Raw genomic sequence first — 20,769 nt, forward strand, 5'->3', positions numbered from 1 at the left:
CTATTCATGCAGTCCATCGATTTTTCGGCGCGTCGCAAGCGCGTGGCCCAACATGCGCGCGAACTGGGTTTCGACGCCTACCTGGGTACCCGCCAGGGCGCATTGCACTACCTGAGCGGCGCGTTCATGCCCTGGCGGGGAGCCGTGCTGGTGACCGCCGACGGCCATTGCGAATTCATCTACTGGGCCATGGACGCCTCGCGCGTGCGGGCTGAAGGGCACGAGATGGATATGTATGAGTTCGAGTTTTCGGACTTCCCGCAACTGATCCGCCAGCGCCTGGAGCATCACGGTCTGAGCCGGGCCAAGGTGGCGCTGGACCTGGCACATCCCGGGGCCGCGCAGGTGGCGCCGGGCATGCTCACCGCCGCGGAGTATTTCGATCTGTCCACGCACCTGCCCGACATCCGCTTCGAGAACGGCGTGGACGTGATCGACGACGTCATGCTGATCAAGGACGCCCCGGAGATTGCGCGCCTGCGTCTGGCGGCCGAGGTGTCGGACTATGGATTCGAGCAGGGCATGAACGCGGTGCGCGTAGGCGCCACCGAGAATGAAGTCGCTGGCGAGATCGAGCGCGCGATCCGGCGGCGCGGCAGCACCTGGTCATGGGCGGTGACCGGCGGCACCGAAGTGGGGGCGGGCGAACGCACCGGCTTTCTGCGGGGCGTCACGCAGCAGGCGACCGACCGCCCCATCCAGGCGAACGAGTTCGTGATCCTGGACCTGCACCCGCTGATGGATCTCTACATGGCCGACACCGCCTTGCCCGTTTTCCTGGGCAAGCCCGACGCGGCCCAGGCCAAGCTGATCGACTGCTGGGAAGAAACCGTCCAGACCATGCTGGGCTCGCTGACGCCGGGCAGGCCGATCGCCGAGTGCGCCAGCCGCGGGATCGCCGTGTTCGAAAAGCATGGCCTCGCCGAGTTCGGGCTGCCGCTGTTCGGCCACGGACTGGGAACCTGCGCGCGAACCAGGCCGTTCATCAACCTGCGCAGCCGCGACGTCGTGACGCCGGGCATGGTGGTGGCGCTGGGCACGCACCTGTACCGGCCCGGCGTGGGCGGCATGCGGCTCGAATACCCGGTGCTGGTCGGCGAGCACGGCGCCGAGCCTCTGGTGCAAACCGAGGCGCGCGTGCACCGCCTTTCCTGATGCCTTCCGCTGGAGTTTCATCATGCAAGCAAACCCTCTTAGCGACTTGATCGGCGCCGAAGTGCGGGGCGTGGACCTGGAAACGCTGGACGCCGGCGGCTTCGAGGCCGTCAACGCGCTGTTCCTGCGCCACCAGTTGCTGGTCTTCAAAGACCAGCGCCTCTCGCCCGAAGGCCAGCTGCGATTCAGCCGCCGGCTGGGCGAACTGGATATCCACGTGCTGGCCCAGTACAACCATCCCGACTATCCCGAGATCTTCGTGCTGTCCAACGAAGTGAAAAACGGGGTGCCGGCCGGGATCGCCGACGGCGGTTCCTATTGGCATTCGGACTTCGCCTTCCGGGAGTGTCCGGCCAAGGCCACCATCCTCAATGCCCAGGTGATCCCGCCCGAAGGCGGCAATACCCTGTTCGTCAATATGTACCGGGCCTACGAGGAACTGGACGAGGCGACGAAGTCCCGGCTGGCCGGGTTGCGGGCGATACACCGCTACCGGCGCAGGAACACCAAGGCCGACGAGGGAACCCGCGTCGCCATGGACGCAGGCCAACTGGCGCAGACCCCGGACGTGGAGCATCCCATCGTGCGCACCCATCCCGAGACGGGACGCAAGGCGCTGTTCGTGCATCCTGGCATGACCGCAGAGGTGGCGGGCTGGGGCGAGGCCGAGAGCCAGGAATTGCTGGACAGGCTGTTCGCGCACAGCACGCAGGAACAATACCAGTACGCCCTGCAGTGGGAGCCGGGCGACGTGGTGATGTGGGACAACCGCTGCGTCATGCACAAGGCGACGACGCGCCAGCTTCCTCCCAGCATGCGACGCACGATCTACCGCACGACCGTCATGGGCGAGCGTCCCTTCTAGGAGCGCCCGGTGCCGGAGTATGCGCCGCAGTCCCCGATGGTCGAGGCCGGCACAACCCGATTTCCCGGCTTGCCGCTGGACGGCGGCGCCAGCCTGGCTGCGGTCAGGCTGGCCTGGTCGCGCTTCGGCCCGCCGCCGGATCGGGCGCGCGCCGTGGTGCTGTTGCTGCATGGCATATCCGGCAGCCAGCAGGCCCTGCGCGCGCCGGGCGGGCAGGCGCAGCATCCCGACGCGGGCTGGGCCGCCGCGTGGCTGGGACCCGGCAACGCGCTGGATACGCGTCACATCTGCGTGCTGGCGCCGAATGCGCTGGGCTCCTGCTTCGGCAGCAGCGGCCCCGAGGGGAGCACGGCGCGCGAATTCCCCGACATCTCGATCGCCGACGGCGTGCGCCTGCAGGGCATGTGGCTGCGGGCGATGGGAGTGGAGCGACTGGACGCCGTGGTCGGGTACTCCTATGGCGGGTACCAGGCGTTCCAGTGGGCGGTGCGACCGCCCTTGCCGGTCGGCCGGGCGATCGCGATGGCGTCGGCGCCGCGCGGCGGCGGTAGCGAAGCGGACGTGCAGCGCCTGCGCCGGGTTGCCGCCGCCCTGGATGCCGGCGACCCGCAGGCGTGGAACGAATGGGTCGAACTGCGCTGCGCCACCCTGCGTCGCTACGGCTATGCCCAATGGCTGCGCGATATGGGGGAGTCTGGCATGGAGCAGCGCATCCACGGCGAAGCCGCGGCCTGGGCGGCGCGTTTTTCGCCCTGGTCCATGGCGGTTCTCAGGGCATCGGCCTGCCGCTATGATGCCCGCCCGGCGCTGCGCGATGCGGTCACGCCCGTATATTGGCTGCGCTGCCGGTCGGACGCGCTGTTTCCGCCGGGCGTTGCGGGCCATGAGCCATATCCGGCCCACGTCGTGCAGATCAGCGTAGACGGACGATACGGCCACGCTTCGCCGGTGCTGGAGGGCGAGATATGGCGCGCGCCCCTCGTGCGGGCGATGACGAGTTCTTCGCTGTAAAGAAAAAGCCGGCTTTCGCCGGCTGATGGGTTACGCGCGTTGAGCGGTCGAGTTCTTGCGCAGAATCTCTCGCGCTCCACCCATCCTACTGGATCTTGGCCTTTTCGCGCAGTTCCTTCTGGTAGTCGGCCAGGGTTTGCTGGCGCAGCATTTCTTCCAGTTGGGTGCGCACCTGGTCCAGCGGCGGGAATTCCACCGGGCGGGTGTCGTCGACCATGATGATGTGCCAGCCGAACTGGGTCTGCACCGGCTTGTCGACCAGTTCGCCCTTCTTCAGCTGGGTCACGGCCTGCGCGAACGGCTGGACGTAGTTGGTCGGGGGCGCCCAACCCAGGTCGCCGCCCTTTTCGGCGCTGCCGGGGTCCTTGGAGTTCTTCTTGGCCAGGTCGTTGAACTTGCTCTTGTTGCTCTTGATCTGGGCCAGCAGGTCATTGGCCGTCTTCTCGTCTTCGACGAGGATGTGACGGACCTTGTATTCCATCTTGCCGGCCTGTTCCTTCTTGATCTTCTCGTATTCGGCGTTGACCTTGGCTTCCGAGACCGGATGCTTGGCCAGGTAGTCGGCCATCAGGGCGCGGACCAGGATGCCCTGGCGGGCCAGTTCGATCTCGGTCTGGACGTCGGCCTGCTTGGCGATGCCGCTGGATTCGGCGGCCTGCACGAAGATCTGGCGGTTGATCATTTCCTGCTTGACCTGTTCGCGCAGTTGCGGCGAATCGGTCGCGCCCTGGCTGACCAGCAGCTTGACGAATTGATCCAGGCTCTTTTGCGAAATGGCCTTGCCATTGACGGTGGCCACGTTCTGGGCAATAGCCGGCACGGCGATGACGCAGGCCGCAGCCAGCATGACGATGCGTTTCATGAATATCCTTTGCTTTCTATTTGGGAGCCTGGGCATCTAGCGCAAGCGCATGAATCGGATAAGGGATCAAATCTTGCAAATGATGATACACCAGCCGATGCCGCGCGACCGGCGAGAGCCCCGCGAAGCAAGGCGCTACGATGATCACGCGATAGTGGCCGGCGCCGTTTTTACTGCCTTCGTGTCCGGCGTGCAAATGGGAGTCGTCGATAATTTCCAGGCTGGCGGGTTCCAGGACGGCGAGCCGTTCCCGGATCAGGGCGATGCGGTCGGTGGTGTCTGACATGGCTGAGGAAGAATGGACGCCGGCGCGCGGGGCGCCGGACGGAGCAGGGCGGTTCAGGGCTTGCCGGCCGGAGAGTCGGGGCCGGAGGGCGTCTGTTCGTCGGACTGGATGTGCTTGCCCAGCCAGATCGACTGCCCGATCACGAAGACCACCATCAGGCCCATCAGGCCGAAGGCCTTGAAGCTGACCCACTGCGACTCCGTGAACTGGCCGGAAAACGCCACGTAGAGATTGAGCGCGCCGGCGATCAGGAAGAAGGCGGCCCACACCAGGTTCAGCCGCTCCCAGGCCGCGTCGGGCAGCTGGATCTGCTTTTCCATCAGGCGGCGGATCAGGTTGCGGCCGAAGAACAGGCGCGCAAACAGCAGCGCGCCGCCGAACAGCCAGTACAGCACCGTGGGCTTCCATTTGATGAAGACGTCGCTGTGCAGCCAGATCGTGGCGCCGCCGAACACCAGGATGACCGTGAGGTTGATCCAGTGCATGGCCTCGGTGGCGCGGCCGGTGGCCTTGAGCCAGACAATCTGGACGACCGCGGCGGCCATGGCCACGCCGGTGGCGATGAAGATGTCCGTGTACCGGTAGGCGATGAAGAAAAGGAACAGCGGAAACAGGTCGAACAGGAACTTCTTCATTCAGTCGTCTACGGGTTCGAACGTCATTGACAGGGAATTGATGCAATAGCGCAGGCCGGTGGGCTCGGGGCCGTCGGGAAAGACGTGGCCCAGGTGCGAGTCGCAGACGTTGCACAGCACTTCGGTGCGCACCATGCCGTGGCTGGTGTCGCGCTCTTCGCGCACGTTTGCCGGATCCAGCGGCTGGAAGTAGCTGGGCCAGCCACAGCCGGCGTCGAATTTGGTGTCGGACGCGAACAGCGGCGTGCCACAGCCCACGCAGCGGTAGATGCCGTGCGTGAACGTATTCCAGTAACGCCCCGTGAACGCGCGTTCGGTACCCTTTTCACGGGTGACGACGTATTCTTCCGGGGAAAGCTGGGCGCGCCATTCGGCGTCGGATTTGCGTACTTTGTCCATATGAGCTCTTGGAGTCCCGATGCCCGAAATGGTTCGGGCATAATCCCGCCCCATGTTAATCGAGTTTGACCAGGCGGTTGTTTCCACGCCCCGGGCCGAAGTGCTGCGCGGGGTGAGCGCGACGCTGGCCGAACGCCGCATCGGCATCGTCGGCCCCAACGGCGCCGGCAAGAGCACGCTGGCGCGACTGGTCAACGGGCTGGTGCTGCCCTCGGCGGGCAGCGTGCGGGTGGGCGGGCTGGACACCCGCCACGACCTGAAAGCGGTGCGCCGGCAGGTCGGGTTCGTGTTCCAGAATCCCGAGAATCAGATCGTATTCCCCATCGTGCGCGAGGACCTGGCCTTCGGTCTGAAGCAGCTGGCGCCGGACCGGCGCCAGCGCGAGGCCCGCATCGAGGCCCAGCTGGACAGCCTGGGCGTGGGGCACCTGGCCGACCGGACCAGCCACACCCTGTCCGGCGGCGAGCGCCAGCTGGTGGCGCTGGCGGCGGTGCTGGTCATGGAGCCGGCCCTGATCGTGTTCGACGAGCCCACCACCCAGCTGGACCTGCGCAACCGCAACCGGGTGCGCGACGCCATCGGCGCGCTGCCGCACGACGCCATCGTGGTCAGCCACGATCTGGAGTTGCTGGAGGATTTCGACCGGGTGCTGGTCGTGCGCGACGGCAATATCGCGGCCGACGACGCGCCGGCCGCCGCGCTGCGCTGGTATCGGGAGCACTGCGCATGATGGAGCCGCTGTACGTGCCCGGCGCCACCGCGCTGCACCGGCTGCCGGCCGGGTTCAAGCTGGCGGCGCTGGTGCTTGCGGGGGCGGGGCTGTTCCTGCTGCGCGATCCGCGCTGGCTGGCGCTGGCCTGCCTGGCGGCGGCCGTGCTGGTCTGGTCCACCGGCGTGGCGGCGGCTGCGGTCTGGCGGCAGGTGCGGGGGCTGGTCTGGGTGCTCGCGGCGGTGGGCGGCTTCACCGCGTGGTTCCAGGGCGGGGAGGCGGCGCTGGCGGTGCTGCTGCGCGTGGGCGCGCTGGTGGGCCTGGCGCTGGCCGTCACGCTGGCGACGCGCACGTCGGACCTGATCGCCGTCTGCGAAAAAGCATTGATGCCGCTGCAGCGCGTCGGACTGGTCGACGCCGGCAAGGTCGCGCTGGCGCTGGCGCTGGCCTTGCGCTTCGTGCCCGAGATCTGGCGCAATTTCCAGGAAATCCGCGAAGCCCAGGCCGCGCGCGGCCTGGGCGCCAACCCTGTCGCGCTGATCGTGCCGCTGATCGTGCTGACCCTGAAACGGGCCCAGGAAGTCGCCGAGGCCATCGACGCGCGCAGCGCCTGACCTTATCCACCAGCAAGGAACCACCATGAAATCCAGCAACACCGTGCTGATCGCGCTGTTCGCGGCGCTGATCGTCGTCCTCAGCCTGATCCCGCCCATCCCGCTGCCGGCCATTCCGGTGCCGATCACCTTGCAGACGCTGGGCGCGATGCTGGCCGGCGCGATGCTGGGGCCGTTGCGCGGCGCGCTGGCGTGCCTGCTGTATCTGGCGCTGGCGGCCATCGGCCTGCCGGTGCTGCCGGGCGGGCGCGGCGGGCTGGGCGCGTTCTTCGGGCCGACCGGCGGCTTCCTGGTGGGCCTGGTGGCCGGCGCCTGCGTGACCGGCTGGCTGGCCTGGCGCCTGGCCGCGCGAGCCCGCGGCGCCGCGCAGGCGGCGGCCTACGTGCTGGCCTGCGTGGTCGGCGGCATTCTGGTGGTGTATGCGTTCGGCGTGCCGTGGCTGGCGGTGGTGGCCAAGATGGAACTGGCCAAGGCGGCGCTGGCCGTGGCGGTGTTCCTGCCGGGCGACGTGGCCAAGGCGCTGGTGGCCGGCTGGGTGGCCTGGCGGGTGGAGCGGCTCTGGCCGATGCTGGAGCGCTGAAGCCCGGGCATGGTCCAAGGGAATCCCCCAACTGACGCGCCGCGGGCTTTTCTAGTACAAGTTCGCCATTAACGAATGCGTTTGCTGAAAGCGCTTCTTGTAGCACATCAGGGATTTACCGGATTTGCGCGTAGTCATCTGATACTGTTTTAACCCTATAATATTTTTTTCTGTATAACTTTAACTAGGCTCGCACCAGCCTCGACCGAGGCGCTCGCAAGCCACCACAGGAGACAAAAATATGCGCAAGCACTTCGGCTTGTCCGCGGCGGCTGCCGCTCTCGCCCTGACGCTGCCGCTGCTGGCGAGCGCGCAGGTCAAGGTAGGCGTGACGGTCGCCAGCACCGGCCCGGCCGCGTCGCTGGGCATCCCCGAGCGCAACACCGTGGCGCTCTTGCCCAAGGAAGTGGCCGGCCAGAAGATCGAGTGGATCGTCCTCGACGACGCCACCGACACGACGCAAGCCGTCAAGAACTCGCGCAAGCTGGCTTCCGACGACAAGGTCGACGTGCTGATCGGCACCTCGGTCACGCCGGGCTCGCTGGCCATGGTCGACGTGGCCGCCGAAGCCAAGGTCCCGATGATCAGCGTGGCCGCCAGCGCCAAGATCGTCGAGCCCGTGGACGAGAAGCGCCGCTGGGTCTTCAAGACCCCGCAGAACGACGCGCTGATGGCCGGCGCCCTGGCCGACGCGATGGCCAAGTCCAAGGTCAAGACCCTGGGCTTCATCGGCTTTGCCGACGCCTACGGCGACGGCTGGCTGGACGTGATGCAGAAGGCCGCCAAGGCCAAGGGCATCGAGATCGTCGCCATCGAGAAATACGGCCGCACCGACACCAGCGTCACCGGCCAGGTGCTCAAGCTGGTCAGCGCCAAGCCCGACGCCATCCTGATCGCCGGCGCCGGCACGCCCTCGGCGCTGCCGCAAAAAGAACTGAAGGCCCGCAACTACGGCGGCACCATCTATCAGACCCACGGCGCGGCCAACAACGACGTGCTGCGCGTCTGCGGCAAGGACTGCGACGGCATGCTGCTGCCGGCCGGCCCGCTGCTGGTGGCGGCGCAGCTGCCGGACAGCAACCCGGTCAAGAAGTCGGCCCTGGCCTACGTCGAAGCCTACGAGAAGGCCAACGGCGCCGGTTCCACCAACACCTTCGGCGGCCACATGTGGGACGCCGGCCAGCTGGTGGTGGCGGCCCTGCCGACGGCCCTGAAGTCGGGCGCCAAGCCGGGCACGCCGGAGTTCCGCGCCGCCATGCGCGACGCGCTGGAAGGCGTGAAGGACCTGGCCGCCTCGCAGGGCGTGTTCAACATGTCGCCGACCGACCACGCCGGCTTTGACGAGCGTTCGCGCGTCATCGTCAAGGTGCAGGGCGGCAAGTGGGTGTACCAGCCCGATCTGTAAATCCCTGGATCGCCCGATCCACGGGGGCCGCCCGCGGCCCCCGCGCAATGCCACACACCGGCCTTTCCGGCCGGTGTGTCGTATCGGCGTCCCGGATGCCGCGGAACGCCCAGAACCCAAAGGTAGTTGTTAGATGGATTCCTCAATTGCGCTGATCCTGCTGCAAGACGGAGTGGTCAACGGCGCCATCTATGCCCTGCTGGGCATGGCCCTGGTGCTGGTCTTCGCCGTCACGCGCGTCATTTTCATACCCCAGGGCGAGTTCGTGGCGTTCGGCGCCCTGACCCTGGCCATGCTGGTCGACGGCAAGGTGCCCGGCACCGCGTACCTGCTGCCCCTGCTGGGCGCCGTCTGCCTGGTGCTCGAACTGCTGCGCGCGCTGCGCACCCGCAGCGCCGCCGGCCTGCCCAGGACCGTGGCGACCTGCGTGGTCCTGCCGCTGGCGCTGCTTTGGCTGACGCTGACCTACACCGCCGCCGGCAACTCGCTGTGGCTGAACATGCTGCTGACGCTGCTGCTGGTGATCCCGATGGGCCCGATGGTCTACCGCATCGTCTATCAGCCGCTGGCCGAAGCCACCGTGCTGGTGCTGCTGATCGTTTCCGTGGCCGTGCACTTCGCGCTGACCGGCCTGGCGCTGGTGTTCTTCGGCGCCGAAGGCTGGCGCACCCCGGCCTTCGTCAGCGGGCAGGTCGACCTGGGCTTCGCCACGTGGTCCGCGCAAAGCCTGTTCGTGGTCGCGACCTGCGCGATCCTGATCGTGGGACTGTGGCTGTTCTTCGGCAAGACGCTCTACGGCCGCGCGCTGCGCGCCACGGCGGTCAACCGCCGCGGCGCCCGCCTGGTCGGCATCAGCACCACCATGTCCGGCAGCCTGACCTTCACGCTGGCCGTGGCCATCGGCGCCATGTCCGGCATGCTGATCGCGCCCATCACCACCGTCTATTACGACACGGGCTTCCTGATCGGCCTGAAGGGCTTCGTGGGCGCCATCATCGGCGGCCTCGCCAGCTATCCGGTGGCGGCCGCGGGCTCGCTGCTGGTGGGCGTGCTGGAATCCTTCTCTTCCTTCTGGGCCAGCGCCTACAAGGAAGTGATCGTCTTCACCCTGATTATCCCGGTTCTGGTCTGGCGTTCGTTCAGCACCCATCACGCGGACGAAGAGGAATAAGCGTCATGAACCGTATCCTGCTTGCCGTTTTCATCGTCGTTCTGGCGGGCCTGCCGCTGGTGTCGGCCACGCCCGAATTCTGGGTCACGCAACTGAACTACATCGGGCTGGCCAGCCTGGTGGTGCTGGGGCTGGTGCTGCTGACCGGCGTCGGCGGCCTGACTTCGTTCGGCCAGGCGGCGTTCGTGGGCCTGGGCGCCTACACCACCGCCTACCTGACCACGCAGTACGAGCTGTCGCCGTGGCTGGCGCTGCCGGCCGGGCTGATCCTGACCGCCGTGGTCGCCTATCTGCTGGGCGCCATCACGCTGCGCCTGTCGGGCCACTACCTGCCGCTGGGCACCATCGCCTGGGGCCTGTCGCTGTATTTCCTGTTCGGCAACATCGACTGGCTGGGCAAGCATGACGGCATCGCCGGCATCGAGCCCATCAGCATTTTTGGCATCTCGCTGGCCAGCGGCCGCCATATCTATTACCTGATCTGGATATTCGTGCTGCTGGCGTTGTGGGCTACCCGCAACCTGCTGAACTCGCGCCCGGGCCGCGCCATCCGCGCGCTCAAGAGCGGGGCCGGCATGGCCGAGTCCATGGGCGTCAACACCGCCGCCTACAAGGTCGTGATCTTCGTCTGGGCCGCGCTGCTGGCCTGCGTGTCGGGCTGGCTCTACGCCCACATGCAGCGCGCGGTCAGTCCCAGCCCCTTCGGCATCAACTACGGCATCGAATACCTGTTCATGGCCGTGGTCGGCGGCGCGGGCTACGTCTGGGGCGCGCTGCTGGGCTCCAGCGTCATCCTGGTGCTGAAGGACCAGCTGCAGAACCTCCTGCCCAAGCTGCTGGACACCAACGCCAACTTCGAGATGATCGTCTTCGGCGTGCTGCTGATCCTGATGCTGCAGTACGCGCGCAACGGCCTGTGGCCGATCCTGGCCGGCTGGTGGGACAGCCTCACCGGCGCCGACGGTTCGCGCCGCAACCTGGCGCCGCCGGCGCAGGCGCCGGCCCTGCCGACGCGGGTGCGCCCGCAGGCCGGGCAGGTGGTGCTGGAAGTCGACGCCATCCGCAAGGAGTTCGGCGGCCTGGTCGCGGTCAACGATATTTCGTTCAAGGTCAGCTCCGGCGAGATCATGGGCCTGATCGGCCCGAACGGCGCCGGCAAGAGCACCACGTTCAACCTGATCAGCGGCGTGCTGCCGGTCACGCGCGGCAAGGTCACGTTCATGGGCCAGCGCATCGACAACCGCTCGGCGCGCGAGATCGCCAAGCTGGGCGTGGGCCGGACCTTCCAGCACGTGCAGCTGCTGCCGGGCATGACGGTGCTGGAAAACGTGGCGCTGGGCGCGCACCTGCGCTCCGACGTGGGCGTGCTGGCCGGCGCGCTGCATTCGGACCGCGCGCGCGAAGCCCAGCTGCTGCACGAGGCCGCCGAACAGCTCAAGCGCGTCGGCCTGGGCGAATACCTGTACGAGCAGGCGGGCAACCTGGCGCTGGGCCAGCAACGCATCCTGGAAATCGCGCGCGCCCTGGCCGCCGATCCGGTGCTGCTGCTGCTGGACGAACCCGCCGCCGGCCTGCGCTACAAGGAAAAGCAAGACCTGGCCCGCGTGCTGGAGCAGCTGCGCGCCGAGGGAATGAGCATTCTGCTCGTCGAACACGATATGGATTTTGTGATGCGCCTGACCAACCACCTCGTGGTGATGGATTTCGGCACCAAGCTGGCCGAAGGCGTGCCGGCCGACGTGCAAAAGAACCCTGCGGTGCTGGAAGCCTACCTGGGCGGGATCGACGACGACCTGCCCGAGTCGGACCAGGCCAAGCCCGTGTCGGCAGGAGGCGTGTGATGAGCGCGACGCAATCCCCCGTCCTCGAAGTCAGCCAGCTGTCGGCCCGCTACGGCAAGGTTGGCGCGCTGGTGGGCGCCTCGCTCACGGTGCCGGCCGGCAGCATCGTCACGGTGATCGGCGCCAACGGCGCCGGCAAGTCCACCATGCTCAACGCCATCATGGGCTCGCTGCCCCACACCGGCCATGCGGCCGGCGCGGTGCAGTACGCCGGCGCCGACGTGTCGGGCTGGCAGGTCGAGCGCCGCGTGGCCGCCGGCATGTCGCTGGTGCCCGAGCGCCGCGAGCTGTTCGGCACCATGTCGGTGGAAGACAACCTGCTGCTGGGCGGCTTTCGCCGCTACCGCAGCCGCGAAAGCGGCTGGCGCGATACCTTGAACGAGGTCTTCGACCTGTTCCCGCGGCTGCGCGAGCGGCGCACGCAGCAGGCCGGCACGCTGTCCGGCGGCGAACGCCAGATGCTGGCGGTGGGCCGCGCGCTGATGGCCAAGCCCAATCTGCTGATGCTCGACGAGCCCAGCCTGGGCCTGGCCCCGCGCATCGTGCGCGAGATCTTCCACATCATCGCGCGCCTGCGCGAAACCGGCGTGGCCATCCTGCTGGTCGAGCAGAACGCGCGCGCGGCGCTGCAGGTGGCCGACTACGGCTACGTGCTGGAAACCGGCGAAGTCATCCTGCACGGTCCGGCGCGCGAGCTGGCCGGAGACCCCAAGGTCATCGAGAGCTACCTGGGCCTGGGCAAGGGCGGCGAGGAAGGCTGACGCTTTCCGTTCTCGTCCTGTCGCTCACGAAAGCGCCGGGCCCAGCCCGGCGTTTATCTTCTATTGCGGCAGTTTGCGCGGCAACCACACCCAGGCCGCCAGTCCGACCAGCAGCATCAGCAGGCCCCCCACGCCGACTGCCAGATGCAGCCCCGAGAGGAAGGCTTCCCTGGCCTGCATCGCGGCAGCTTCTGTGATCCCGGGATGGCCCAAGGTCTCGTTCAATGTTCCCGCCACGCCCGGGCCGGACAGCCGGAACACCAGCGCCGCCAATGAACCCAGCAAGGTGATGCCCAAGGCATTGCCGATCTCGTTGCTGGTTTCCGCGATGGAGCCTGCCGCCCCGGCGCGCTCGCTCGGCACCGCCGACACGGCGATTTCGGCGACGAGGCTGAACGACAGGCCATAGCCCACACCCGCAATCACCGTCGAAGCCACGAACGCGATGACTCCGGCCTCGGTCGTGGTGAACAGCAGCAGGAACACGCCCAGGCCATTCAGGAAATGCGTGCCCACCAAGGCGGCCTTGCGCCCGATGCGCTCGACGATGCGGCTGGTTCCCACGCAGGTGGCCGTAAGCACCACCGCGCCCGGCAAGGCCATCAGCGCCGCCGTGAAGACCTCATGGCCCAGCACCGACTGCAGATAGATGCCAGACAGATAGCCTGCCGCCGACCAGACCACCAGCGACAACAGCCCGGTCAGGATGGCGATCGAGAAAATCCTGTCCTTGAACAAGCTCAGGTCCAGCAGCGGAAAAGCGATCTTCGTCTGTCGGCCCAGGAAGGCCGCCAGGGCAAGCAGCCCCGCGATTCCTGCGACGGACTGCACCGGTGTAAAGCCCGCGGCCGCCGCGCTCTTGATCGAGTAGGTGAACAGCAGGATTCCTGCGAAGGACAGCAACAGGCTCGGCACGTCAATGCGGCCGGAGGTGGTGGTGCGCACTTCGCGCAGCAGCGCTGGCGCGACCAGCAGGAAGGCCAGCACCACCGGCACGTTGATCAGGAACACCACGCCCCAGTCGAAGCGTTGCAGCAGCAGCCCGCCGATGATCGGCCCGATGGCAAATCCCGCCGCGAATGTGGCCGCAAAGATTCCGATGGCCTGCGCCCGCTGCCGTGGGTCGGGGAACAAGGCGCTGACGATGGCCAGCCCCGACGGCAGCAGCGTGGCGCCGCCCAGTCCCATCAGCGCGCGAAAGCCGATCATGCTGGCGGGCGTCGTGGAGTGCGCCGCGCCCAGAGATCCCAGCCCGAAGATCACGGCCCCCGTCATCATCAGCTTCAACCGTCCATAGCGGTCGCCGATGTTGCCGAAGGCGATGAGCAGAGAGCCGACAACAAAGCCGTAAATGTCCAGAATCCACAGCGCCTGGTCCGCCGTCGGCAAGATGGCGGCCGTCATGCGCGGCATGGCGAGGTACAGGACGGAGCCGTCCATCGCCACCAGCAACACCAGGGCGAGAACGGTCAAAAGCCCCATCCATGCCTTGCGGCTGGCGGGCTGTGGAAGTGAAAGCGTATTGGAGGTCATGGTCATGGTCCGGTTGTGGACGCCACCCGGTTGCCTGCCGGGCCGCGATCCAATATACTGAAAGTAACTTACGGATGGTAAGTTACCTTTGGTATATAGCGATGTCAAGCCCCCTGAAAAAACCTGCCCCCTCCAAGGACTCCCCCCGTCGCCGTCTGTCCAGGGACGAGCGGCTGCGCCAGCTTCTCGATGTTTCATGGCAGTTGATCCGGGCCGAAGGCACGGATGCCTTGACCCTGGGACGGCTGGCCGATGTTGCGGGTGTCACCAAGCCCGTTGTCTATGACCACTTCGGCACCCGCAATGGACTGCTGGCAGCGCTCTACCAGGATTTCGATGTGCGTCAGACGGCCGTGATCGACGCGGCCATCGCCGCCAGCAAGCCCACGTTGAAGGACAAGGCCAGCGTCATCGCCGGCAGCTACGTCGATTGCGTGCTGACCCAGGGCCGTGAAATTCCGGAGGTGCTGGCCGCCCTCAGCGGCTCGCCGGAACTGGCGGCAGTCAAGCGCCAGTACCAGCAGGCGTTCATCGAGAAGTGCCAGAAAATCCTTGAACCCTTTGCCGGGCCGCGGAGCGTGTCGCCGGCAAGCCTGTGGGCGATGTTGGGCGCGGCGGAGGCGCTGTCTCAGGCGGCGGTGGCCGGAGACCTCAGTGAAGCGCAGGCGCGGGACGAGTTGACGGAAACCATTCTGGCGATGGTCAAGCGCAGCAGGCTCGTCGATAGCCAGTGATCGCGGCGGCGTTGCAGGAAAAACCTGACGACGGACACTTCATGCCGCCGGCGTCCAGCGCAATACCGGCTCGCCGCCCATCGCGGGATCGGAGGTGGAGGGCGCGCCGGTTTCGATGCGCCCGGCCAGCCGTCGGACGTAGGCCGGATCGCTTTCGTCGCGCACCGTCACGTCGTACCAGCCCGCGCTGCGCGCCATGTCCCAGGACAGGCTGATGGCCTCGCCCGCGGCCAGCGCCGTGGCGGCCTGCGCCGGATAACCGTAGGCGTTGGCCTCCACGCGGAACGCGCGGGTTTGCGGGCCGGGGTTGCTCACGGTCAGGCGCAGCGGCGCGCCCGGCCCTGCGTGATCGGCCGTGACCTCCAGCGGCGGCTGGGCCGCCGTGTCCAGGCGTCCGCAGCAATGCCGGTGGAATCCGTTGGGGCCGAGCACCCACAGGTCGTAGCGGGCGCCGTCGACCCAGGCCGGCCATGCGTCCTGCAGGGACTTGCCGGCCTCGACGGTATAGCGGCGCGGACCGCGTTGCAGGTCGAGGCGGTCGTACACATGGAACACGGCGCCGGCCCGGCCGGTGTTCTCGAAGCGCAGCGCGATGCGTCCGTCCCGCGCCTGCGCGTGGACCTGCAGCGCATAGGGCAGGGGGCGCGACGGGCGCGTGCCGGCCGGCTGCCGGGCCACGTCGGGGCGCAGCGGAGCCGCCGGGACGACGGTCTGCGGCAGCGCGCGGGCCAGTCCGGCGCGCTCGGCCGTGGGCGGCAGGCCGCGCAGCAGGTCGGCGTCGTCGGGCGCGGCGAAGTCGAAAATCGAAGTCAAGTCGCCGCAGACCGCGCGCCGCCACGGCGAAATATTGGGCTCGGCCACGCCGAACCGCTGCTCGACGAAGCGCAGCACGGAGGTGTGGTCGAACACCTGCGAATTGACCCAGCCGCCCTTGGTCCAGGGCGACAGCACGTACATGGGCACGCGCGGCCCCAGCCCGTACACCCCATGCAGATGCGCCGCCGTGTCGTCCTTTTCGAGGCCGGTGACGATCTCGTGGTATTCGCCCTTCGTATCGACCGTGGACGCGCCGGCCAGCGCGCCGGCGGCATCGCGCGAGGGCGGCGCGGGCGGCGGCGCATGGTCGAAGAAGCCGTCGTTCTCGTCGAACATCAGCAGCAGGACGGTCTTGCTCCAGACCTCCGGGTTGGCCGTCAGCGCGTCCAGCACGCGGGCGGTGTAGTCCGCGCCCTGCGCCGGGCTGGACGGGCTGGGATGCTCCGAGCCGGCCTTGGTCGCGCAGATCCACGACACCTGCGGCAGCCTGCCGTCCAGCACGTCCTGGCGCAGCAGGTCCAGGCCGCGGGTGGTCAGCGCCTTCTCTTTCAGCGCGGGCTGAGAGCCGGGCGCGCCGTGGTAGGCGTCGCGGTAGGCCTTGAAGCCGGCCATGGGGTTGAGCGAATAGTTGTCCGCCATGTCCTGGTAGATGCGCCAGCTGACGCCGGCGGCCTCCAGCCGTTCGGGATAGGTGGTCCAGGTGTAGCCGCCGGCCGGATCGCCGCCCGACAGCTTGTTGTAGAGATTGCCCAGCGCCGGGCCGTTGCCGCGTCCCAGGCCGTCGTTGGTGCCGGTCCACAGGAACAGCCGGTTGGTGTTGGTGCCGCCGGTGAACGAGCAGTGATAGGCGTCGCACACGGTGAAGGCGCGCGCCATGGCGTACTGGAAGGGCATGTCGTCCTCCGTGAAGTACGCCATCGAATGGTTTTTCTTGGCCGCCGGCCAGTTGCCCATGCGGCCGGCGTCCCAGGCGTCCTGGGCGTTGGACCAGGTATGCGGCGTGCTGGCCACGCGCATGGTCTCGAAGGCCTCGCGGGTATCCAGGTGAAACGGCAGCACGGTGCGCGGCGCGCCTTCCTCGGGCCTGTCGTTGTATTGCGCCCAGACGGTGCGGTGGCGCGCGTCGGGGCTGTCGGGCGCCGGTGCGGGGAAGCGGTCGCCGAACCCGCGCACACCGGCCAGGGCGCCGAAGTAATGGTCGAACGAGCGGTTCTCCTGCATGAAGATCACGATGTGCTCCACGTCGCGGATCGTGCCCGTGCGGCGCGCGGCCGGAATCGCGAGCGCGCGGCGGATGGAGGCGGGCAGCAGGGCCAGCGCGCTGCCGGCGCCGGCCAGCGAGGCGCCGCTGCGGAGAAAATCACGTCGGGTCTGCATGAGGACTCCTGAGAACGACGCTGCCCGCTCGGGGCGGGCAGCTTTGGGGGAGAGGGCGACCTATCTGGCGCGCGTGCTTTCCGCGTAGTCCATGTACAGCTTGTGCGCGCGGCGGGCCATGGGGCCGTATTCCAGCTTGCGGTCTTCGACGCGGTTGACGTGCACCACCTTGCCGTAGTTGCCGGACGAGAACACTTCGTCGGCTTGCTCGATGTCGGCGCGGGTCAGGCTACGTTCCTGGACCTCGACGCCGTCGGCCTGGAGCAGGGCCAGCACGCGGCGGCGCGTGATGCCGTTGAGGAAGGTGCCGTTGTCGACCGGCGTGGACACCACGCCGTCCTTGGCGATCCACAGGTTGCTGGTGGCGAACTCGGCGATGTTGCCCGCGCCGTCGAGCATGATGGCGTTGTCGAAGCCTTTCTCGGCGGCCTCGCGGATGGCGCGCTGGCCGTTCGGGTAGAGGCAAGAGGCCTTGGCGTCGGTGGGCGCCATATTGGGCCAGGAGCGCGCGTAGCTGGAGAAGCAGGCCGAAAAGCCCTGGTCGCCGGGCATGGGCACCTTGAATACGTGCAGCACGAACTGCGTCTTGTCGGCGTCGGGCAGCAGGAAACCGTCGGCGCAATAGAACATCGGCTTGATGTAGAGCTCGGTGCCCTCGGGGAACTTGGCCACGGCCTGCAGGCACAGCGACTGGATCTCTTCCCAGCCGAGCTGCGGCTTCATCAGCATTTTCTCGGCCGAGCGCACCACGCGCTGGCAGTGCAGGTCCAGGTCGGGCGTCAGGCCGCGAAAGGCGCGCGCGCCGTCGAAGACCATGCTGGCCATCCAGAAGGCGTGGTCGGCGGGGCCGAGCAGTTTGGGGTTTTCAGTGGTCCAGCGACCGTCGTGCCAGTACAGGGCGTCCATGGTTGTCTTCCTTCGTTCGTATGGGGTGGCGTGTGGGCCGCGTCGAGGGCGGCCCCGCCGAAACGTCAGGATACATGAGCCCGGGCCGTGCGCCTCATTCCCGCGCCAGCGCCGCCTCCACGCGGGCGGCCGCGTCGGCCGGCATCCACTGCCGCCAGACGGCGCCGTACTGCTTGAGGAAGTAGCGGGCGGCGTCTTCGGGTTCCTTGCCTTCGTTTTCGAGCCAGCCCAGGGTGGCGTCGATGGCGTCGTCCGGCACGGCCAGCCTGGCGAAGAAGGCGGCCAGCTGCGGCGCCTGCCGCGCGAACTCGGCGTTCAGGCCGGTGACCACCGGGTTGGGCTTGAATTCCGTGGCCACGGGGTGTTCGCACTTGGGATCGGTCATGCAGGTATAGGCCTCCTGGTCGAAGGGCGGCAGCTCCAGCTTGACCAGGTCCAGCGCGCCGACCAGCGAGGTCGGGGTCCAGTAGTAGAAGACGATGTCGCGCTTGCGCTTGTAGGCCGAGACGATGGCGGCTTTCTGCGCGGCGCCCGAGCCGGGCGCGAACAGCGAGTAATCCTTTTCCAGGCCGAGGGCGCGCAGCAGGTTGCCGTTGAGCGTGCCGCAGGCCCAGCCCGCCGGGCAGCCGTAGATGCGGCCGCGGCCCGGGTCCTCGGGATCGGCGAAGACCTGCTTGAAGCGAGCCAGATCGGAAGCCGACTTCAGGTCGGGATGGCGCTCCACGGTGTAGCGCGGCACGTACCAGCCCTCGCCGGCGTCGTACACGTGGCCCACGCCGAGCACGCGCCCGCTGGCCAGCGCCTTTTTCCATGCGCCTTCGATCTGCCCCGGCCAGACTTCGGGCGTGACGTCCACGTCGCCGCGCTGCAGCGCGGCCAGCATGGGCAGGGTCTCGCCGATTTCCACCTGGGTCTTGCAGCCGTAGCCGTGCTCCAGCACATAGCGTTCGATGCCGGCCAGCACCAGGTTGGATTCCCAGTTCAGGCCGCTGAAGCGCACGGGACGGTCGACTTCACAGACGGGCGTGGCGGGCGCGGGCTGGGCCGCGCTGGCGGCCGGGGGAACGGCCGCGGCCAACGCCACGGCGAAAAGGGCGGAGGCGACGTGCAAGTTGCGCATGGTCAGGCACCTGTCGAGTGGTTTGTGCCATTGTAAGGCGCACCACCGGCGGGGCCGCCGCGGCCCGAACGACGAAGGGGCCGCTGTCGCGGCCCCTTGCGGCAATCACCGGTCTGGCGTGTCAGGCGCGGGCGGCGCGCCGGCGCTGCATGAAGGCGCCGATCTCGCCCACGATGCCGCGGCGGAACGCCAGCACGCAGATCACGAAGATCAGGCCGATCACGATGGTGACCGATTCGCCCAGGCGCAGGAACCAGTCCATGCCGGTGGCGCGCGCCAGCATCTGGCCGAAGTCGCCCACCTTGTTCTCGAGCAGCACCACGATGAAGGCGCCCAGCACGGGGCCGGTCAGGGTGCCCAGGCCGCCGATCAGCGTCATCAGGATCACCAGGCCCGACATCTGCCAGGTGGCGTCGGACAGCGTGGCGGACACGAACACCAGGGTCTTGGTGGCGCCGGCCAGTCCGGCGATGGCGGCCGACAGCACGAAGGCCAGCAGCTTGAAGCGGTCGACGTCGTAGCCGAGCGAGACCGCGCGCGGCTCGTTCTCGCGCAGGGCCTGCAGCACCTGGCCGAACGGCGAGTGCACGGTGCGCCAGATGATGAAGAAGCCCAGCGCGAACACGCCCATCACCACGTAGTACAGGTTCAGGTCTTCGGACAGGTCCACCAGCCCCAGCAGGGTGCCGCGCGGCACGCCCTGCAGGCCGTCTTCGCCGCCGGTGAAGTGCGCCTGCAGGAAGAAGAAGAACACCATCTGCGCCAGCGCCAGCGTGATCATGGCGAAGTAGATGCCGCTGCGGCGGATCGCCAGCGCGCCCATGGCCAGGCCCAGCAGCGCCGCGACGGCCACGCCGAACAGCAGGCCGATCTCGGTGGGAAAGCCCCACACCTTCAGCGCGTGTCCGGCGGCGTAGGCCGCGCTGCCCAGGAAGGCGGCGTGGCCGAAGGACAGCAGCCCGGTGAAGCCCAGCAGCAGGTTGAACGCGCAGGCGAAGAGGGCGTAGCACATGACCTTCATGGCGAAGATCGGATACACCCCGACGAAGGGAAGAATGGCCACCACGATGGCCACTGCCGCATAGCCCAGGAATTGACGATTCATTTCTCTTTTCCGAACAGCCCGGCCGGGCGGATCAACAGAACAATGGCCATGATGATGAAGACGACCGTGCTGGAGGCTTCGGGCCAGAACACCTTGGTCAGGCCTTCTATGACGCCCAGGCCCAGCCCGGTGACGATGGCGCCCAGGATGGACCCCATGCCTCCGATCACGACGACCGCGAACACGACGATGATGAGGTTGGAGCCCATCAGCGGGGAAATCTGCAGGACCGGCGCGGCCAGCACGCCGGCGAAGCCCGCCAGCGCCACGCCGAAGCCGTAGGTCAGCGTGATCATGCGCGGCACGTTCACGCCGAAGGACTCGACCAGCTTGGGATTCTCGGTGCCGGCGCGCAGCAGCGCGCCCAGGCGGGTGCGTTCGATCACGAACCAGGTGGCCAGGCACACCACGACCGAGGCCGCCACGACCCAGCCGCGGTAGTTCGGCAGGATCATGAAGCCCAGGTTGGTCGCGCCGCGCAGCGCGTCGGGCGTGGGATAGGGCTGGCCCGACACCCCGTAGAAGCTGCGGAACAGGCCCTCGATGAGCAGCGTCAGCCCGAAGGTCAGCAGCAGCCCGTAGAGGTGGTCGAGCTTGTACAGGTGCTTGAGCAGCAGCTTCTCGATGATGATCCCGAACGCGCCCACGATCAGCGGCGCCAGGACCAGCATGATCCAGTAGTTCAGGCCGAAGTAGGACAGGCCCATCCAGGCGACGAACGCGCCCAGCATGTAGAGCGCGCCGTGCGCGAAGTTGATGACGTTCAGCAGCCCGAAAATGACCGCCAGCCCGAGCGAAAGCATGGCGTAGAAGGAGCCGTTGACCAGGCCTAGCAACAACTGGCCGAACAAGGCCTGTATGGGGATGCCGAAAATGTCAGTCAT

The 20,769-nt window shown here is 67.7% G+C and carries 21 protein-coding genes; 11 read left to right on the forward strand and 10 right to left on the reverse strand.

Going from position 1 to position 20,769, the window contains the following annotated elements; translation table 11 throughout:
• Positions 1-6 precede the first annotated feature (6 nt).
• From C1I89_RS20290 to C1I89_RS20300, 3 genes are read left to right on the forward strand one after another with little or no spacing between them, the layout of a single operon-like run.
• A complete protein-coding gene (locus tag C1I89_RS20290; protein ID WP_102774368.1) occupies positions 7-1,155 on the forward strand; it encodes a M24 family metallopeptidase in 1,149 nt (382 codons plus the stop codon).
• A 22-nt stretch (positions 1,156-1,177) separates the two neighbouring features.
• On the forward strand, positions 1,178-2,020 hold the full coding sequence (locus C1I89_RS20295) for a TauD/TfdA dioxygenase family protein (RefSeq protein WP_246842512.1): 843 nt from the start codon (positions 1,178-1,180) through the stop codon (positions 2,018-2,020).
• Between the two features lie 9 nt (positions 2,021-2,029).
• A complete protein-coding gene (locus tag C1I89_RS20300) occupies positions 2,030-3,031 on the forward strand; it encodes an alpha/beta fold hydrolase (RefSeq protein WP_258231487.1) in 1,002 nt (333 codons plus the stop codon).
• A gap of 85 nt (positions 3,032-3,116) precedes the next feature.
• On the opposite strand, the gene C1I89_RS20305 is transcribed toward C1I89_RS20300, so the two are convergent.
• Genes C1I89_RS20305 through msrB form a run of 4 tightly spaced genes read right to left on the reverse strand, consistent with a single transcriptional unit; the run spans position 3,117 to position 5,213 of the window.
• The gene (locus C1I89_RS20305; protein ID WP_102774371.1) at positions 3,117-3,893 is read right to left on the reverse strand and encodes a peptidylprolyl isomerase; all 777 of its coding nucleotides are present in this window, start codon (positions 3,891-3,893) and stop codon (positions 3,117-3,119) included.
• A 16-nt stretch (positions 3,894-3,909) separates the two neighbouring features.
• Positions 3,910-4,179: a BolA family protein gene (locus C1I89_RS20310; RefSeq protein WP_102774372.1), complete on the reverse strand. Its 270-nt coding sequence runs from the start codon at positions 4,177-4,179 to the stop codon at positions 3,910-3,912.
• 53 nt (positions 4,180-4,232) lie between these two features.
• On the reverse strand, positions 4,233-4,814 hold the full coding sequence (locus C1I89_RS20315; protein WP_102774373.1) for a septation protein A: 582 nt from the start codon (positions 4,812-4,814) through the stop codon (positions 4,233-4,235).
• Positions 4,815-5,213: a peptide-methionine (R)-S-oxide reductase MsrB gene (gene msrB / locus C1I89_RS20320; protein WP_102774374.1), complete on the reverse strand. Its 399-nt coding sequence runs from the start codon at positions 5,211-5,213 to the stop codon at positions 4,815-4,817.
• Positions 5,214-5,265: 52 nt separating this feature from the next.
• Between msrB and C1I89_RS20325 the strand changes: the two genes are divergently transcribed.
• From C1I89_RS20325 to C1I89_RS20355, 7 genes are all read left to right on the forward strand, one after another.
• Positions 5,266-5,943: an energy-coupling factor ABC transporter ATP-binding protein gene (locus C1I89_RS20325; protein ID WP_102774375.1), complete on the forward strand. Its 678-nt coding sequence runs from the start codon at positions 5,266-5,268 to the stop codon at positions 5,941-5,943.
• Complete coding sequence (locus C1I89_RS20330) at positions 5,940-6,536, forward strand: energy-coupling factor transporter transmembrane component T family protein (RefSeq protein ID WP_102774376.1); 597 nt, start codon at positions 5,940-5,942, stop codon at positions 6,534-6,536. Before C1I89_RS20325 ends, C1I89_RS20330 begins: the two co-directional genes overlap by 4 nt.
• Before the next feature lie 25 nt (positions 6,537-6,561).
• Positions 6,562-7,116 (forward strand): biotin transporter BioY, encoded by a 555-nt coding sequence (locus C1I89_RS20335; protein WP_102774377.1) that lies wholly within the window; start codon positions 6,562-6,564, stop codon positions 7,114-7,116.
• Between the two features lie 241 nt (positions 7,117-7,357).
• A complete protein-coding gene (locus tag C1I89_RS20340; RefSeq protein WP_102774378.1) occupies positions 7,358-8,521 on the forward strand; it encodes an ABC transporter substrate-binding protein in 1,164 nt (387 codons plus the stop codon).
• Between the two features lie 133 nt (positions 8,522-8,654).
• Positions 8,655-9,692 (forward strand): branched-chain amino acid ABC transporter permease, encoded by a 1,038-nt coding sequence (locus C1I89_RS20345; RefSeq protein ID WP_102774379.1) that lies wholly within the window; start codon positions 8,655-8,657, stop codon positions 9,690-9,692.
• Between the two features lie 5 nt (positions 9,693-9,697).
• Positions 9,698-11,533 carry a branched-chain amino acid ABC transporter ATP-binding protein/permease gene (locus tag C1I89_RS20350; protein ID WP_102774380.1) on the forward strand — a complete coding sequence of 612 codons (1,836 nt, stop codon included), beginning with the start codon at positions 9,698-9,700 and terminating at the stop codon, positions 11,531-11,533.
• The gene (locus C1I89_RS20355; protein ID WP_102774381.1) at positions 11,533-12,294 is read left to right on the forward strand and encodes an ABC transporter ATP-binding protein; all 762 of its coding nucleotides are present in this window, start codon (positions 11,533-11,535) and stop codon (positions 12,292-12,294) included. Before C1I89_RS20350 ends, C1I89_RS20355 begins: the two co-directional genes overlap by 1 nt.
• Positions 12,295-12,354: 60 nt before the next feature.
• On the opposite strand, the gene C1I89_RS20360 is transcribed toward C1I89_RS20355, so the two are convergent.
• Complete coding sequence (locus C1I89_RS20360; protein WP_102774382.1) at positions 12,355-13,833, reverse strand: MFS transporter; 1,479 nt, start codon at positions 13,831-13,833, stop codon at positions 12,355-12,357.
• A gap of 95 nt (positions 13,834-13,928) precedes the next feature.
• Here C1I89_RS20360 and C1I89_RS20365 point away from each other — a divergent pair, with 95 nt between their 5' ends.
• Entirely contained in the window at positions 13,929-14,561 is a 633-nt protein-coding gene (locus C1I89_RS20365) for a TetR/AcrR family transcriptional regulator (RefSeq protein WP_102774552.1), read from the forward strand.
• 39 nt (positions 14,562-14,600) lie between these two features.
• Here C1I89_RS20365 and C1I89_RS20370 read toward each other — a convergent pair whose 3' ends face one another.
• The 5 genes from C1I89_RS20370 to C1I89_RS20390 all read right to left on the reverse strand — a co-directional run bounded on the left by C1I89_RS20370 (position 14,601) and on the right by C1I89_RS20390 (position 20,769).
• Entirely contained in the window at positions 14,601-16,754 is a 2,154-nt protein-coding gene (locus tag C1I89_RS20370) for a phosphocholine-specific phospholipase C (protein ID WP_102774383.1), read from the reverse strand.
• A gap of 60 nt (positions 16,755-16,814) precedes the next feature.
• Positions 16,815-17,660: a branched-chain amino acid aminotransferase gene (locus C1I89_RS20375; RefSeq protein WP_102774384.1), complete on the reverse strand. Its 846-nt coding sequence runs from the start codon at positions 17,658-17,660 to the stop codon at positions 16,815-16,817.
• A 94-nt stretch (positions 17,661-17,754) separates the two neighbouring features.
• Positions 17,755-18,780, reverse strand: coding sequence for an ABC transporter substrate-binding protein (locus C1I89_RS20380; RefSeq protein WP_102774385.1), 1,026 nt, complete (start codon positions 18,778-18,780; stop codon positions 17,755-17,757).
• Positions 18,781-18,901: 121 nt separating this feature from the next.
• Entirely contained in the window at positions 18,902-19,885 is a 984-nt protein-coding gene (locus C1I89_RS20385) for a branched-chain amino acid ABC transporter permease (protein WP_102774386.1), read from the reverse strand.
• Positions 19,882-20,769 carry a branched-chain amino acid ABC transporter permease gene (locus C1I89_RS20390; RefSeq protein ID WP_102774387.1) on the reverse strand — a complete coding sequence of 296 codons (888 nt, stop codon included), beginning with the start codon at positions 20,767-20,769 and terminating at the stop codon, positions 19,882-19,884. The genes C1I89_RS20385 and C1I89_RS20390 overlap by 4 nt, the downstream gene beginning before the upstream one ends.

It is taken from the genome of Achromobacter pulmonis, from assembly GCF_002885955.2.
Classification (GTDB): Bacteria; Pseudomonadota; Gammaproteobacteria; order Burkholderiales; family Burkholderiaceae_B; genus Achromobacter; species Achromobacter pulmonis_A.